Annotated in this window: 12 protein-coding genes; 8 read left to right on the top strand and 4 right to left on the bottom strand. The window is 61.8% G+C overall.

Annotated elements, in window-relative coordinates; translation table 11 throughout:
* Positions 1–47 precede the first annotated feature (47 nt).
* Together MUY22_RS43865 and MUY22_RS43860 are read left to right on the top strand one after the other, a co-directional pair.
* A complete protein-coding gene (locus MUY22_RS43865) occupies positions 48–1,610 on the top strand; it encodes a transcriptional regulator (RefSeq protein WP_247053559.1) in 1,563 nt (520 codons plus the stop codon).
* Complete coding sequence (locus MUY22_RS43860; protein WP_247053557.1) at positions 1,607–1,957, top strand: signal peptidase I; 351 nt, start codon at positions 1,607–1,609, stop codon at positions 1,955–1,957. Before MUY22_RS43865 ends, MUY22_RS43860 begins: the two co-directional genes overlap by 4 nt.
* Here the strand turns inward: MUY22_RS43860 and MUY22_RS43855 are convergent.
* Positions 1,946–3,427, bottom strand: coding sequence for a helix-turn-helix domain-containing protein (locus MUY22_RS43855; protein ID WP_247053555.1), 1,482 nt, complete (start codon positions 3,425–3,427; stop codon positions 1,946–1,948). The genes MUY22_RS43860 and MUY22_RS43855 overlap by 12 nt on opposite strands.
* Positions 3,428–3,845: 418 nt before the next feature.
* Between MUY22_RS43855 and MUY22_RS43850 the strand changes: the two genes are divergently transcribed.
* From MUY22_RS43850 to MUY22_RS43825, 6 genes are all read left to right on the top strand, one after another.
* Positions 3,846–4,187, top strand: coding sequence for a MarR family transcriptional regulator (locus tag MUY22_RS43850; RefSeq protein ID WP_247053554.1), 342 nt, complete (start codon positions 3,846–3,848; stop codon positions 4,185–4,187).
* A gap of 83 nt (positions 4,188–4,270) precedes the next feature.
* The gene (locus MUY22_RS43845; RefSeq protein ID WP_247053552.1) at positions 4,271–5,098 is read left to right on the top strand and encodes a Scr1 family TA system antitoxin-like transcriptional regulator; all 828 of its coding nucleotides are present in this window, start codon (positions 4,271–4,273) and stop codon (positions 5,096–5,098) included.
* Entirely contained in the window at positions 5,095–5,352 is a 258-nt protein-coding gene (locus MUY22_RS43840; protein ID WP_247053550.1) for a hypothetical protein, read from the top strand. The genes MUY22_RS43845 and MUY22_RS43840 overlap by 4 nt, the downstream gene beginning before the upstream one ends.
* A gap of 1,005 nt (positions 5,353–6,357) precedes the next feature.
* Complete coding sequence (locus MUY22_RS43835; protein ID WP_247053547.1) at positions 6,358–7,428, top strand: ATP-binding protein; 1,071 nt, start codon at positions 6,358–6,360, stop codon at positions 7,426–7,428.
* Positions 7,428–8,723 (top strand): ATP-dependent endonuclease, encoded by a 1,296-nt coding sequence (locus tag MUY22_RS43830; protein ID WP_247053544.1) that lies wholly within the window; start codon positions 7,428–7,430, stop codon positions 8,721–8,723. The genes MUY22_RS43835 and MUY22_RS43830 overlap by 1 nt, the downstream gene beginning before the upstream one ends.
* A gap of 56 nt (positions 8,724–8,779) precedes the next feature.
* A complete protein-coding gene (locus MUY22_RS43825) occupies positions 8,780–9,319 on the top strand; it encodes a hypothetical protein (protein WP_247053542.1) in 540 nt (179 codons plus the stop codon).
* 472 nt (positions 9,320–9,791) lie between these two features.
* On the opposite strand, the gene MUY22_RS43820 is transcribed toward MUY22_RS43825, so the two are convergent.
* From MUY22_RS43820 to MUY22_RS43810, 3 genes are all read right to left on the bottom strand, one after another.
* Positions 9,792–10,544, bottom strand: coding sequence for a hypothetical protein (locus MUY22_RS43820; RefSeq protein WP_247053540.1), 753 nt, complete (start codon positions 10,542–10,544; stop codon positions 9,792–9,794).
* A gap of 341 nt (positions 10,545–10,885) precedes the next feature.
* Positions 10,886–14,593: a hypothetical protein gene (locus MUY22_RS43815; protein ID WP_247053538.1), complete on the bottom strand. Its 3,708-nt coding sequence runs from the start codon at positions 14,591–14,593 to the stop codon at positions 10,886–10,888.
* Positions 14,590–15,351 carry an NUDIX domain-containing protein gene (locus tag MUY22_RS43810; RefSeq protein WP_247053536.1) on the bottom strand — a complete coding sequence of 254 codons (762 nt, stop codon included), beginning with the start codon at positions 15,349–15,351 and terminating at the stop codon, positions 14,590–14,592. The genes MUY22_RS43815 and MUY22_RS43810 overlap by 4 nt, the downstream gene beginning before the upstream one ends.
* Between the last annotated feature and the right edge of the window lie 20 nt (positions 15,352–15,371).

Raw genomic sequence — 15,371 nt, 5'->3', positions numbered from 1 at the left:
TGCGCAACCACTGCATATCCGCTGCACAAGAGCGCTTTGGGGCGGCAATGAGCGGGGTAGGCGGCTGGACCGGACGGTCAGCGTCGGCGCTGCAATCCGCGTTGCGGCTGAGCAATGAGAAATTCGCCGAGAAGCTCGGAATCGGCGCGCGTACGGTCGCGTCCTGGCACCAGAAGCCAGATCTTCGCCCGCAGTCAGAGATGCAACAGGTCCTCGACACCGCGTATGAGCGAGCGTCGGACGCCGAGCGAGCCCGCTTCGCCGAGCTGACCGGCGACGGGCCGGCCGCCCACACCAGGCCGGACACGAGGGAAGCCGACCGACGACTTGCCGCGGACCCCCACATCGGCGCGGCTCTCGAATGGCTCGACCAGCACGCCTACCGGAGCCCTGGCGCCGCACGCCGCGCCGTCGCCGAGCAGGCCGCGCGCGTCGACGCGCAGGAGGCGTACGCCCGGGCCACTCGCCGCGGGTGGGTCGACCAACGCGCCGTGACCGACGCACTCGCCGAGTACTACGGTCGACGTCACGGTGACCACGGCTTGTATGCCGGAAGCTGCGGCGAGCAGGCCGTGAACACTAGCATCCTGACCTGCGCTGATTGGCTCGATCTGGCGTGCGAGCTACGCCCGCCGCGCGACGGGCTCACGATCGCGAGCGCCCGGCCAGACGCGCGGGAAGTGCTCGACGAGCACGCGACGAGTGCAGCGGTTAACCGGCTGGCCGAGACGGTGGCCATGAATACGCGGCTCATGAACGCGCCGCTCTACCGGCTGCTGAGCACGGACATCCGTGAACGCCACCTCGGCGGCACGTTCGGCGTGGACCACTTCGTCCACTACGCCCTGACGATGGACCTGCTCGAAGGCGAGCTGCTCGACGCGCTCGCGGCCGGCGACACGACGTCGCTGCCCCTTCGTGATCGCTACCTCCCGGACGTCGGCGCCGTCCTGGACGTCGGCGGCCGACTCTGCGCAGGCGGAGCCCTCGCCTTGACGGCCATCGCGCGGCCAGCCGACCCGTACCGCGGCGAAGCGGACTACGTGCTCTTGGTCCAGGAACGCTCCGGCCACGTACTCAACGCCACGCGCCGGCTCGCCGTCATCCCAAAGGGCTTCCACCAGTCGCTCACCGACGTACGGCGGGAAACCCAGATCGGCGCGACCCTGCGGCGAGAGATGGAAGAGGAGCTGTTCGGCCGGCCGGACGCCGACAACACCGTCGCCGACACGCTGACCGCGGACCCGATGCACCCGACCAGGCTCACGGAGCCGATGCGCTGGCTCCTCGCCGAGCCCGGCCGGTTGCGCATGGAGTGCACCGGGTTCGGCCTGAACCTCGTGAGCGGGAACTATGAGTTCGCCAGCCTCATCGTCATCGACAACGAAGAATTCTGGACACGCTATGGCGGAGTGGTCGAAGCAAACTGGGAATCCGCGACTCTTCGTCAGTATTCGACTACCGATGCGGAACTCGTCACCGAGTTGTTGAGTGATGTAGCGTGGAGCAACGAAGGACTGTTCGCCATGACGCAAGGGCTTCGGCGCCTTGCGGAAATCGGCGGAGAGCGCGTAAAACTGCCCGCGATCGAATGGGAGATAGGCCAGTGAGCGACGGTTGGACCGCCGGCAATGCCAACGAAGACGCGGCCGGCACGCGCGGCTGGCTGGTCGGCCACTTCATCGACCCGTCGCAGGGCGTCCGAGCCTCCAAGGACGTCGAAGTCAAGTGGGCCAACCATCCCGCGGGGGACAAGCGCCCCGAGTGGACCTCCGACGACCAGCGAACAACGCTGGTGATGCTGATCTCCGGCGAGTTCCGTGTAGAGGTCACCGGCGGTGGCAAGATTATGACACGCCAGGGTGACTACGTGATGTGGGGACCGGGCATCGACCATTCTTGGGAAGCGTTGGCGAATTCGGTCGTCCTGACCGTTCGCTGGCCCTCAGCAACTTAATTCGACGGCGGGAATCTTCACCCGATCACCGCCGATCTCGGCGAGCCGACGTAACCCCTGGAGAAACGCGAACAGTCCTTCGTTGCTCCAGTTTTCGTCACCGATCAGTTCGGTGACCAAGTCACCGTCGAGCGTCGAATACTGCTGTAGGCCGGCCGCCTCCCAGTTCGCCTCAACGTCGCCACCGAACTGCGGCCAGAACTCCTCATCCTCGATCACGACCAGGCTGGCGAACTCGTAGTTCCCGCTGACCAGGTTGAGCCCGAACCCGGTGCACTCCATCCGCAGCCGTCCCGGCTGCTCGGTCAACCACCGCATCGGCGCGGAAAGCCTGGTCGGATGCATGGGGTCGGCGACCCGGAGATCTCCGGCGGACCGGTCGACGTCCGTCCTGCCGAACAGCTCCTCCTCAAGCTCGCGGCGCAGGGTAGCTCCGATCCGGGCGTCTGCCCGCTGGTCCGCGAGCGGCCCGTGGAAGCTTTTCGGGATCACCGACAGACGATTGGCCGTGTTCACGACCTTTGTTGACCTCTTCTGCACCAGCAGCACGAAGTCGGCGCCACCACGGAACGGGTCCGCCGGGCGCGCGATCGCTGTCAACGCCAGCACGCCACCCGCGCAGAGACGGCCGGGCAGGTCGAGCACCGCGGACACGTCGGGCAGCTGGCGGTCGCGGAGTGGCATGTGCCCTGGACGGGCGCTGCGACCGCTCGCCAAGTGCTCGATCAATTCGCGTTCCAGCAGGTCGACGCCAAGCGCGTATTCGACAAACGACGCGATCCCGACCTTCGCCCGCAGTGCTCCGGGCTGCGGGTCGACCTCGAGCAGCCGGTAGAGGGGAACGTCGGTGATCCGAATGCCGCCCGCTGCTGCGTCCGCGAGACGCTGCACCGCAGCTCGCTCATCGACTACCGCCGATGGCCTCGCTCTGCCGCCCTCGAAGGCGGTGTGCTCGCTCGTGGGCGTCAGCGAGCAGGCGAGATCCAGCCACGCTGGCCGCGTAAGGACGCTGGTGGTCACCTCCACCTGACCGCAGCGCGCGACGTAGGGCCGGTGGTCGCTGGTCGGCGGCGCGTAGTAGTCATCCAGGGCATCCGCGATGACGCTTCGCAGCGGATTCTGCCGGTTCCGAGATGAGGCGACTGCGCTCGCGTACACCTGCTCACGGGCTCTCCCCAACGGCCACCCCGCGTGCCGATCGAGCCATGTGAACACCGGCTCGAACGAGTCGTCGGGGCTGAACTCCCGCGTGACGGCGCTCGGACCGATCAGGGCCTGCAACTCGTCTCGTGAACGACCGAGCACGTTCGCGAGCTTCGGCCAGAGGTAGGGGAGTGGCACGTAGTCGCCCGCCTCCCAGCGAGCAACGGTCGAGCGGTCGACGTGCAGCACGTCCGCCAGACCCTCCTGGGTGAGGCCGGCGACCTTGCGAGCTGAGATCAGCCCGTCACGACGTCGCCCTATGGGCATGACCAACCTCCAACCCTGCGTGACCAGATCAATGTAGCAGCAGTAACCGCAGATCAGACCGGCTAGTGCGACGTCCGCGCCACGCAAATGCCGCGCTGCTGCTCTGGTCGTCGAATTTGACTCCCGCTTGACTGATTTCATCAGTCGTGAGGTCGAAGGGAGGGGACGTGACAGGCACTAGCTGCAGGTCGCTGCACTCGGCGCTCTACATCAGCTGGTACCGGTGCGTGCTGGACGGCCTGACGCACGCGGTCACGGACGACGAGTTCCTCCGTGGCGTCCGCCTCCAGGAAGGCCGGTACCACTCTCTGTGCGGCCACGAAGTGCTGATTCACTCCTGCCTGGCACCGGCCGACCGTTCATGTCCGATGTGTCGTGAACTCGTGAACGCCTCCGCGCGCGCCGCGGTGAGGCGACGATGACGCCGATCTCGCCCCCGTCGCGTATGGACCTCGACGCGCTGTTGCTCCAGCCGGTCCGCCTGTTCATCGCCTGCCTGCTGGCCGACACCAGCTGGCGTTCGCAACTCGCCGTTCAGCAGGCATTAGGGCTTCCCGCGCCCGATCTCGAACTGCACATCGAGTTCCTGCGCGCGGCTGGCTACCTCCAGTGCCGCGCCGAACCTCGCGAACTCCGCCTGACCCCGCTAGGCCTAGACCGCCTGTTGGAGCACATCGGCGCGCTAAATACGGTCGCGGCAACAGCCGGTGCTCTCGTCGCTGAGGTGCGAGCTGCGCTCCCCACCGAGAACTCGCCCTGATAGCAGGCCACCCCACCGTCGTCCTCAATCCGCAGCCCACGTGGGCGTTCCTGCCACCACCAGCCCTCAGCAAGGACCCGAAGATGCCCAAGCCGATCATTCGTCCACCTGCCACTGTCGCCGTCAGCAGCAGCCTGCGCGACGCGCGCAAGCGCCGTGGAATTGGCCTGCGGAGGCTTGCGGACAAGATCGGCGTTCACCCCGCGACACTCTCGGCGTGGGAGCTGGGCATCAAAGTCGCACCGGTGACGTCCGTGGCGTGGATCCTCGGGTACCTCCGGGTCGAGTCGGCCGAGTACGACCGAGTGATGGCGCTCGCCCCGCACGCCGGCGACGCGAACCTGGTCGACCAGTCTGACCCGCAACTGGGGCATCTGCTGTGGACATACGAACAGATCTCCAGCCGCGTCGTGGAGTGGGCACCGTCGTGCATTCCGGAGCTTCTCCAGACGCGGGCGTATGCCGAACGAGTACTCGACAAGGCTGTGATGCCGGACGACCGCAGGGACATGGACCTGCTGAGCCGCCAAGTCCGCCAGCAAGCACTGAATGACGGGAGCCGTCACCACGTGTTCCTGATTACTGAACAGGCGCTACACGGTATGGACGACCTGCACAAGGAGCAGATCGGGCACCTTCGCGTGGTAGCGCAGCTCAAGCACGTGACCGTCCGCTTCATGTTGTCAACGGAGACCGCACTGAAGTCGATCGGCGCCTTCACACTTTTCGAGGATCGATCCGATCCGATTGCCGTGCTGCTTAGACACCACCACTGCAACACCTACCTGACCGACCGGACGATGCTAAGCCGCTACCACGGCACGGCAAGGGCACTGCTACGGCGCGCGTTCGGTGAGCTGGCGAGCACCTCTGTCTTGAGCGCGCCCGCACTGATTGAGGCGACGCAGTGACTGCGGCGATCTATATCGATCCGATCGTGATTCAGCCTGTAATCGACGGCGCGTGGCATCGGGTCCGCCTGACCGAGATTCCGACACCGGGGCAAGTCATCACGATGCTCTGCGGAGCATTTGGTGCCGCGGAGTTCCACCTGTCCGCCGAACGCCGACGACACCAGATCCTCCGGCAGTGCGAACGCTGCGACGTAATCGATCGACGACAACGCGGCATCCCCCTTCGACAGGATCGAACCGGTCGTCCTTGATGCGTTGACCGCATTCTGTAGCGAGACGCTCGCTCGGCGAACTCGACTTCGACCGCCGATGTGACCAGGTAGCCTGTACGAGGTGTGACTTCGGTGCTCGCGGGACCCGTGGGGGACGGCTGTGACGAGTTCAATTGCACCCGTCACAGCCGTCACCGGCGACATCTGCGCAGGTCAAGCCGCTTCGCGGCTGTCACATCAGGTGACACGGATCGCATCAAGTCGTGACAGCCGAACGTGTGACGTGTCTCGCGGCAGTGTCTTGTGCTGCGTCGGGCTTACCGTCATAAGGTGGCCGCGGACAGTCACAAGAATCGACCTGGCGTTAGCGGCATAACGCAGACAACAGCAGAGGTCGCTCGGCCCATCGAACAGGGCGACTGGCGACGTCTGCCGTCCCTGCGTGCAGTCAAGTCCCGTCGAGCGCCGACTCGCTGGGGATCTTTGATACCCGACCCCCGGGTTCGCTTCCACCCAGGTCATCGGCATAGCCGACGCGTGCCGCGCCGCGACACGTCCGGCGACCGCCCACATACGTTCAGTGGACACCCCGCCGCCCTGGGCAACTGCCGGCAAGTGGCTGGGGTCGCAACGACGTCTTAGTGACGTCGAGTGCCGCCCCCGACTGCTGAAGCGCTGAACGTGAAAAGATCCTCGCCGTACCTCGCGGACTGTGCGCATCCCAACGCAGTGGGATTGCTCCTCGCCGCTACATGCAAACGTCGTGGGTCGTCAGCCGGAGGACCGTGTGTGGTTATGGCCAGCACTTAGCACCTTCGAGGTCCGATAGACCGAGCAATTGACAACGGTCGGACACCGACAACCCGACGACTCAGTGAGCCATCATCTAACTACGGGCTGCTGACGTCGTGCGCTTCTGCCGGATCTTTCCCTCGTTGGGGCGAGTCGACGGGCCAATCGACGCAGTTCGCAGTAAAGTGCCCCTGTAAGGCGTCTGGGCCGCCTGTGGCTCGATGAAAGGGAGGTCCTGTGCGACTTGCTCGGGTGTACGTTCGCTTCTTTAAGTCGTTCAACTTCGACTATGAGCGACGCGCCAAAGAAAATGCTCAACGTCATGACTGGGAGCAGTTGGAGGAGGGCTGGTATCCGCATGTTCGCTTGAATGTGGATCCAGAGGTTACAGCAGTAGTTGGCGCAAACGAGTCTGGAAAAAGTCATCTCCTTGATGCAATAGAATGCATTGTTGGAATAAAGAGTGTTCGGCGCAGTGATTTCTGTCGTCACTCTCAGCTCTATTCGATAGAGACCCATGAAATCAGGCTTCCCGATGTGGGTGCAGAATTCATCATCTCATCGCAGTCGGAAGCTAGTACGCTTGCTGAATTTGGAGTAGGCGCTAGTCCTGGGCAAAGATTCCTCTTCATGCGCCCGGGTGCTGGCAGGCCTTTCGTTAGCCTGGGCAACGAGAGGGTCGAACTTGACGACGATGAACTGAAGATTGTTGAGGATATTTTTCCTCGCGTAATTCGATTCTCTACGAAAGTCGCCATACCTGACAGTGTGCCGATCTCGACCCTTTGGGGTGGTAACAGCGGCGCTCTGAGCGACCGGCGTACGCGAAGCCGATTCATTGATATGGCTGAAACCGTTCGGGCGTCGGATGCCAATGAGTTCGGCCCGTTCGTTCCAAAGTTCCTTGAGTTCTTCTCGTCTCGTGGAACTGCTGCTGTTGATTCTGCAAAGAAGCAGAAAGAACGAGACGAACGCGAATTGGCAAGAAAGCTGCTAGTCGACGTTGCTCGTGTCGATCCGGAGATCTTCAAGGATCTCCAGGAAGCCATCTCTGCTGGAAACGAAGGCGATGTGAGCGGCCTGGTCGGGAAGATAAATCAGTCTTTGAGTCGTCATCTGAACCTATCTCGTTGGTGGACTCAAGATAATGATTTCGCGCTGCGCGTATCGCCTCGCGAGCGCGAATTGGTTTTACGATTCAGGATAGAACTGAAAGCGAGTACTCATTCGCTGAGCGCAGTCGAGGGCTCACGCACTTCTTGGCGTACTTTGTGCAATTGCGCGCGCACCGCCGAGACCCTGCTCGATCTGAAATACTCTTGATGGATGAGCCGGACGCGTATCTATCTAACGCTGGGCAGCAGGATTTGTTGCGCGTTCTGGAGAACTTCGCCGTTTCTGACAGCGGCGTACGGCGTGATCAAGTTGTTTATGTCACCCATTCACCTTTTCTGATCAACAAGAATGCAGCTCATCGTCTTCGTGTTTTCGATAAAGGAACTCAAGAAGAGGGGACCAGGGTGGTAAAAGACGTCGCGCGTACACACTATGAACCACTGCGCTCCTCTCTTGGGGCTTACGTTGCCGAGACCGCTTTCATAAGTGGAAAGAACCTCATTGTCGAGGGTGTTGCAGATCAGGTGCTGTTGGCTGGAATGTCAAACGCGCTTCGTGCTGGGGGGTATCCCTCGGCTAGTCTTCTCGATCTGAACGAAGTTACAATTGTTCCAGCGGGGAGTGCGGATAGCGTGCCGTACATCGCTTACCTTGCGCGAGGGCGGGATCCGATGAAGCCGCCTTGTGTTGCATTGCTTGACGGGGACATCGACGGTGAGCGGGCTGCCGAAAAATTGCGAAGGAGTGACGTCAATAGAAGGCCGGTGCTCGATCAAAAATACATCGTAAGATTAGGTGTGTGGGCCGCTTCGCAGAGCCCGGAAATTACTGGCGCTTCAAACTTTGGAAAGATCGTCGAAATTGAAGACTTGATCCCGCCCCGCATTGCTATTCTCGCCGCCCGTCGCTATGCGGTCCAGGTTATTGGCTCTGACGTGGAGGCGTCTGAGGTACTTAAGGAAGTTGATTTAAAGGCAAGAGTCGAGTCGTCGAGCCGGCCACTCTGGGATGAACTACGCGAGCTATTTTCAGATAAGATGAACGGCGAAACTATAGACAAAGTGGGTTTTGCGAGGGAGGTAGTCGCATATGTTGAAGGATTAGATCGCAACGAGCCACGCCCGGTTGGGGTCCCTGCTTTGGAGGAGAACTTCACCAAGTTGCTCGGGGAGCTAACTTCTCTTCTCGATTCGGCTGCTATCGAGGAAGCTGAGCGTCGCCGCTCTAAGCGAATGGGCCGCGTCATTCGAAGCTTCATTGAAGACTATCAAGAGGGTGCGACGCGATCTCTGGCTGATGCTCGCCTGCGAGAAATTGAAGCAGCCCTTGCTGATATTGCATCTCACGACGTTGTTCGACAAAAAATCTCAAGTATCCGGCGTGACTTTCATCTTCGACAAGAGCCAAATAAACCTATTGAAGATTATGCAAACTTCACGGATAGGCTACGGGGATTACTGGTTCAAGAACGTTTAGCGAGTCAAAGTTCAGATAATGAATGAAAGTCAGAATCGACGCAATGACCCATTGGTTTGCCGGGTCATGATAACATGACTTCATGTGGGATTGGTTGCAACCGACATTGTCTGCACTTAGTCCAGTGGCTACGGGGACGGTCGTCTGGATTGCTGGGCGAGAAGGCCGAAAGAGTGCTTCGCGCGAAGCTGATTTGGATCGGTCAGCGGCTCGTAGTCTGCATATCCTTGAAAGAAGGACTGAAGCTTACCAGCGGGTCCTGCAGATTGGATTTGATCTTCAGGATGATCTCAGGTCTGCTGGCAACGAGTTAATCTTTGGTGATGCTGCAAAGATTTCGATGAAGCATCAAGAGAAATGGCCCGAAGCTCGTGCGATATGCAGAACGGTCGGAAGCTTATCTATCGTTTCGGCGTTCAAGGAGTGGCATAGCAACTACGCTCTTGCGGCTGAGGAGTTGAGTCGCGCCGTCATTACGGGGATTCGTACGGCTCGTGGCCTTCCTGTTAGTTCTGGTCAGGAGGATCACTGGGACAATTTTAAGAAAAATATGGAGACTGCTAACCATTGCTTCGAGCGCTTGCAAGATCGCATGAATGCTGAACTCGGGGTCGACGAGTAGGCAACAACTTTCCTTGGTCACCGTTAGTGCTAGCTGGGGAGTCAGTTGAAGCCAGCACAGGTTTACAGAAAGTGTGCCAGTGCGACGTCGGGATGGCTCGTGGGCGACGATCACTGGTAAGTCCGACGCTGGTGTGGCAGTGGTGGACGGAACTGGGCGTCGACCTCGACCGGTTTGGGCGAGCACTGCGCTTGAGGCGGAGGTTGCCGCAATTCTGTCGGCATCGGTCGGCGGCTCCGGCCTGGTTAGTGCTCGGCTCGGAGTTCGCTCGCGGCATTCAGTCGCAGCTGACGCGCAGTTTGGCCGGCCGCGTCCGTAACCGGGGTGCGGTCCCGAGCTGCACGGGCTGACTGGACTCATCCGTGGAGCCAGGGGCACGCCGAGATCGTCGTGGCTCTAGCTGTCTACCTAGTGTGCAAGGTCGTCCGGCGTCATGTGGTCTCGGGTGGCTGTTCAGCCTCGGTGGTAGTCCTCATCGAAACGCTTCGCTCAGCCGATAGGCGAGAGAAATGGCCGAAGGCCAGCCAGCGTCAACGAAGGCATGGAGTACCGACCGGATCGATGTCAGCAGCTTGTTATCAGCGATCACAACTTCGCGGAACTCGGCCAGGTAGCGCTCGATGAATTTGGTCGTTTCGGCGGCTGCGACTGAGTCGTACGTGTACTCGTCGCCTGCGCCCACCGCTGTTGCTGCTGTGTGGAAGGCTCGAGACGGGTCGGCGGCGGCAAGATGGCCCAGTGCTTCGATCAGGAAGTGCGTGATCGAGGGATGCTTGAATTGAGCGATCCCGTCCAATACGGTGAGGGCTCTGGCGGCGAATTCGCGATCTTCGGTGGGATCACCGCTGGTCACTAGAACCGCTTCTGAGGCGAGGTTGATGTTGCGGGAGATGAGGTCGACCGTGAGAAAGATCTTGCCCAGCCGGTCCGGGGAGTCAGTAGCTGTATGGCGAAGTTGGGCCAGGGCAGCGGTCGCAGCCTCCAGCATGTCGAAAGCACGTGCGCGTTCCACGGCTTGTTCAGGTGGCAGTTCAGTCCATGTGCGCAGGTTGTCGACAGCATGCTGGGCGGCCGCCGTCGCGATGGGATCGGAGAGCCAAGTTCGGACCAGCTCCTTGGCGGTGGGTGTCTGATGTCGGATGGCGAGCATCAAGGCGAGTGAGGTGATGATTTCGAGCGGTTCGAGTTGATCCGAATCGGATTCGATCTCGTTGAGCAGCTCCATCCAAGGTTCCTGATTCACGAGGCTTGCTAGGACACCGTCGACCTCTGCGGGCCGATCTGAGCCGCAGTCCCAAAACTCTCGGAGGAGTACAGCGGCGATAAGAGGCTGCTTTTCGACGAGAAGACGGTCGCGCACGAGCTCAAATCCACCTTCTGGCTCGAGGGAAAGTCGCCGCGCCACCTGGGCGACGTGGAGCCGGATGACGTCGTCAGCATCGTTGATCTTGGCCCGGAGAACCTCACGGAGCAGGTTCGCGTGCTGCGACGACCGCCAGGCGGATTGACACCAAAGGGTTGTCAGTGTGCTGATAGCTGTCCGTTTCGGCGTCGGTGTCCAGGACATCATGATGCGGGCTCTTCCTCATCCGGCGTGTCGTCTGAGTCCGCTGCGGAGAGCAGCAGGGGAACGATCAGTTTGGCCAAGCCGGAATCCGGCTCCGGTGGTTTGGCGCGGACTAGAGCTTCGATGGCGCGGAAGATCATTTCGGCGCCTGGCAGACGGTGGTCGGGACCGCCTACTCCGGCGGCAACAGCTTGGCGGAGTGCCTGTTCGAGAGCGGTCTGCTGGTCCGGAGACGGGGTGGTAGGCAGCGTGTCGACCAGGGTGCGGAGCGTGTCGAGCGCCTCACGTTGCTGGAAGTCGGTAAGGTCTGCGTCCTGTTTCCCCAGGTAATCCTGCAGGGTAAGGGGCTCGATGCCCGCTACGGGCCCGTGAGGTTGGGGGATGGGAGGTGGTCCGCCGGCTTCGGCCTGCAGATGTGCTCGCTCGGCGAGCGCGGAATCTTGGATCTTGTCGATGTCGAGGCAACCGCACATCTGGTCCAAGAGATGTTCCGTCGCCTCGTCCGACGGGTGTACGAAGTGGCTGGGGCCGGCCAGGATGGCTTGCTCGAGATCGTGCTCTTCGGCGGTGGAGATCGAGGGACCGACTGCCCGGATCAGCTTGCCGGCGGCGGCACGGGTCTGAGAGTGCGCAATCAGTCCTCCGCTCCCCAACACGGTAAGAAATGCGTGCCCCAAGTCGGCGGGCCTCTCCGCGGCGGTGACCAGCAGTGCCTGCCAGGCCTCAGGGTGCTGAATCCGCCGGACCAGATCTTCGACGAGCGCGTCGAGGTCTGCGTCTCCGATGGGGACTTCGAGCAAGGCAGCGACGAACGCGGTGAGGATGGCTTTCGCGGCGCCGTGGCCCGGGCCATATTGGAGCCAGGAGCCGTAGAGGCCGACTTGGCCCTGGGCGGCCCGCACGGAGATCGTATAGCCGCCGACTTCCGTGGTCGGCTCGTCGGATTCCGGACGAAGAGCCTCGGCGAGGACTTCGACGGAGCGTGCGATGTCCGCGGCGGCGATGAATGCGGCCATCTTCCGCCCGACCTCGTACTTCGCCATCTCGAGGTCCTGCCGGCGAGTTGTGGTCATCGTCACGATGCCCTGGATCAAAGGACTGACGTCGTCGCTGTCGTCACTCCATCGGAGTACTTTCACGAGCAAGTCGCGGGCCAGGTCAGGGTCTGCAGCGGCGATCACGTCGACAGCCTCCACATAGTGGTAGAGGTAGCGAGGTGACCAAAGCACCATGATCTCCGGCTCAAGTGTCGCCCTGAGGAGATGGCTGTGTGACCGCTCGATGGCGATCACGCGAGGGAGAAATCTCGCCGCTGCGGTTGCCAGCCGTTCGCGTCCGGACGGTTCCTCGAGCGCTACGGACATCAAGCCGACCACGCATTCCGCCCACACGTGAGCCGCTACTGCCCCGGGATGCATCGTCGATAGTTTGTCGATCTGCTTTAGTAGGCGAAACGTCTGGTTCACCAGTGGGATCTCGAAGTTGGTTGTCACCTGTGCGGTGGCGCTGGCAAGCACTTTGGTCCACAAGCCGACGTTGCTGCGGGCGCGTTTACGCGCTGCTTCGTCCTCTGCGTCAAGGACTCCTGCGATCCACCCGATGATCGCCGAAAACGTTCCGCTGTCGCTGTGAGAGAGGTCTGTGAGCCATTGCACGTCGTCGTCTGTTGACACCTCGGAAACGAGAACCCGAACAGCGGCGACCCCAGCGAGGCTGTCGCCATGCTGCGCCAGCGACGCGACCGTGGCTGCGAAGGTGGAGCGGTCTTGATCGACGTGCCAGAGGTCCGTCAGGTGCAGGTCGATGCTCGGTCGTGCCACAAGCACGAGATTGGGGTCGGTTCGCAGCCGTGTTACCAGCTGTGATCGGTCATCGACGGCGAAGATGAGTGCGGCGACGCTGTAGTCGAAGAGGATGTGGTGGGAGTAGGTGAGCAACGGTGGCCCGCTGGCCTTCAGACGGCCCGGAAGCTCGTGAAGCACTCCGTCCTGTACGAGCGCTGTTCTCGCATCGAGGAGGGCATGTGGTACGCAGCGGCCACTCGCGCGGAGGGTTCGCTGTTCCAACATCGTCTCGCTGAGGCATTCCAGTGCCCGCAGACGTGCTTCGCTGTCAGTGCTCCGGGCTACACGGACGCGCCAGTACTCCTGCAACAGCTCGAGTTGGTCGCGTGTATCGGCCAGCGAGGTTTGGCTGACTCCGGCGATCAGTAGTTCACAGGCAAGCCGGAGGTTGAAGGGGTTGCGAATGAGGTCGAGCATGTGCTCGTTCGCGCCAAAGACGAGCTGCGCGACGCCGGGATGTTTGCCGGCGAGCACGGTGAGCTCATCGGACGCGAGGTTCCCTAGCAGGAAGTGGCGGACGCGCCGAAGCGTTTCATCGACGTGTTCCCGCTGATCTGAAACCGGTGGGCCGGAGAATACGTCGGTCCATATCGGACTGTGGTGAAGGTCGAACCGCCGCATCGTCGCGATTACTCGCCACCGCGAACCGACGAGTCCCTGGATCAGCCTGACCAGCCAAGGGAGAGGACCGCCTCGGGTGGCGTCCAAGCCGTCGATGAACAAGGTCGCGTGTGATTCGCCGACCCATTCGCGAAGCACGGCGAGCAGCGATTGGCTTAGCTGGATGTCGTCGCGAACCGAGGCTGCTTCGGACCCGATGCTATCGACGGTCAGAAGGACGACTTCATCGCCACGGTCGATCATCCTATGGGCCAGTTGGTTCAGCACACCCGTCTTACCACAACCCGGTTCGCCGGTAAGAACAAACGTGTCTTCTGTGGCGAGCAATGCGGGGAGCTCCGCACGATCGACGGAGGTATCTTCCTCCGCCCCCGGCAACATCGTGTGGGTGTCGAGGGCGCGGAGGTTCGACGCCGTGACTTCGCGTAGCGCTTCGCGGTCGTTTTCGCAGTCCCGTTCGCGTTCAGTGTCGGTCTGTGGCATCCGACTCAGCAGTTCGAAGGTGAACGCGGCCGCGTTTCGCGAGGCAATAGGCTGCCATTCGCGGTCAGCCTCCCCGGTCTTGTCACTGAGCAGATCGGAAACACCGCGTACGACCAGTGCGACAACATCACTGTTCACGTAAGCGCCGTAGAGGAAGCCGTGCCCTTCCATCTCGACAGCGACGGCATCGCCGCAATGCTGGCGCAGAAAGTCTGCAGTGGCCGACCGCTGATCGGCGACGACCTTGCTGCCGGCCGCGATCGGCTTGACCAGCGCTGTCGGCCGGGGTGTAGGCATTGTAGGCAAGATCCGGTGTTGCCAGGCCTCGTCCCGGGCGATCTGATGTGCGCGCTGGATGAGCTGGTACGTACTCGGGTACGTCTTGATGCGCGGCCGATATCCGGTTGCTGTGTCCTTGCCGGACTCGTAGCCGTAGATATCGTCAGCCGCAACCACGTCGCCGAGCTTGAGATCCTTGATCCCTCCCGCCACACCGACGAAGAACACGATCTGCGGGCGGAACGCACCGATCGCGCGCTCGAGCTGAACACCGGCCTCGGTGTTGCCAGCGCTGGTCTGGGTCAGGACCACGGTCCAGCGGCCGCGTTCAGTGGGGAAAGCGCCGATTTCGTAGAGGGTGCCACGTTCCTGGCTTTCGTCGAGCGGCTCGACCAGGTGCTCGCGTACGGCTCGGTACTCGTCGGCAACGGCGGTGCAGATGACGACCGTGCCCAGCACAGTGTCGTGAGCGGTGTTCATCGGCGATTCGGCGCCTTTCCTGCTCTGCGTGATGATGTAGCGGTGTCATGCGGCTCGTCGGTCACCGAGTCGCGAAGAAGGGCCGGGTGCAGCCGGATCCCGGTTCCGGCGCGGTAGAGCTTGGCCGGGCGTCCTCCGGTCCCTTCTGCTCGAGTTCCTGTCGGTATAAGGAATCCGCGTGAGCCGGTGACCTTGCGATGAAAGTTCGATGGATCGAGCTCGACATCCCAGACGATCTCGTACACTTCGCGCAGCTGCGCAATCGTGAACTCCGGAGGACAGAATTTCGTTGCGAGAGTCGTGGCGGACAGTTGGCTGCGGGCGTAGTCGACCGCATCGATGAGCAATCGGTGGTGATCGAACGCGAGCTTGTCCGGATCGGAGAGAACATCCTGAACGGGAACCCAATGCGCGGCTTTGGCATCCCCGCCGGCAACGGGTAGTGGGAGGTCGGGCATCAGCGCGACATAGTTCACCGACACTACACGCCCGCGTGGATCACGATCGGGCGCTCCGTAGCTTCTTAGCTGGCGAATGGCAAGATCGGCACCGTTCAAGCCAGTCTCCTCGGCCAGTTCACGGTGCGCGGCCTGGTCGAGATCCTCGCCGTCCTCCAAGAAACCGCCAGGTAAGGCGATCCGGTCCTGAAAAGGAGGGTTGGCTCGCGTAACCACGAGGACTTGGAGGCTGCGGTCCCGAACTGTTAGCACTGTCAGGTCGACTGCGACAGCGCTGCGGGGGATGTCCCACTTGTTCACAAGCTCACGGTACGGACTTA

Origin of the sequence: Amycolatopsis sp. WQ 127309 (genome assembly GCF_023023025.1) — a bacterium.
Classification (GTDB): Bacteria; Actinomycetota; Actinomycetes; order Mycobacteriales; family Pseudonocardiaceae; genus Amycolatopsis.
The sequence above is the reverse complement of the archived record's forward strand: the minus strand, read 5'-3'. Positions and strand labels throughout refer to the sequence as shown.

Excerpts from the sequence above, each read along its gene's own strand:
- MUY22_RS43865 (WP_247053559.1), top strand. The coding sequence starts at position 48 with ATGAGCGGGGTAGGCGGCTGGACCGGACGGTCAGCGTCGGCGCTGCAA.
- MUY22_RS43855 (WP_247053555.1), bottom strand. The coding sequence starts at position 3,427 with ATGCCCATAGGGCGACGTCGTGACGGGCTGATCTCAGCTCGCAAGGTC.
- MUY22_RS43850 (WP_247053554.1), top strand. The coding sequence starts at position 3,846 with ATGACGCCGATCTCGCCCCCGTCGCGTATGGACCTCGACGCGCTGTTG.
- MUY22_RS43845 (WP_247053552.1), top strand. The coding sequence starts at position 4,271 with ATGCCCAAGCCGATCATTCGTCCACCTGCCACTGTCGCCGTCAGCAGC.
- MUY22_RS43830 (WP_247053544.1), top strand. The coding sequence starts at position 7,428 with ATGGATGAGCCGGACGCGTATCTATCTAACGCTGGGCAGCAGGATTTG.
- MUY22_RS43825 (WP_247053542.1), top strand. The coding sequence starts at position 8,780 with ATGTGGGATTGGTTGCAACCGACATTGTCTGCACTTAGTCCAGTGGCT.
- MUY22_RS43820 (WP_247053540.1), bottom strand. The coding sequence starts at position 10,544 with ATGGAGCTGCTCAACGAGATCGAATCCGATTCGGATCAACTCGAACCG.
- MUY22_RS43815 (WP_247053538.1), bottom strand. The coding sequence starts at position 14,593 with ATGAACACCGCTCACGACACTGTGCTGGGCACGGTCGTCATCTGCACC.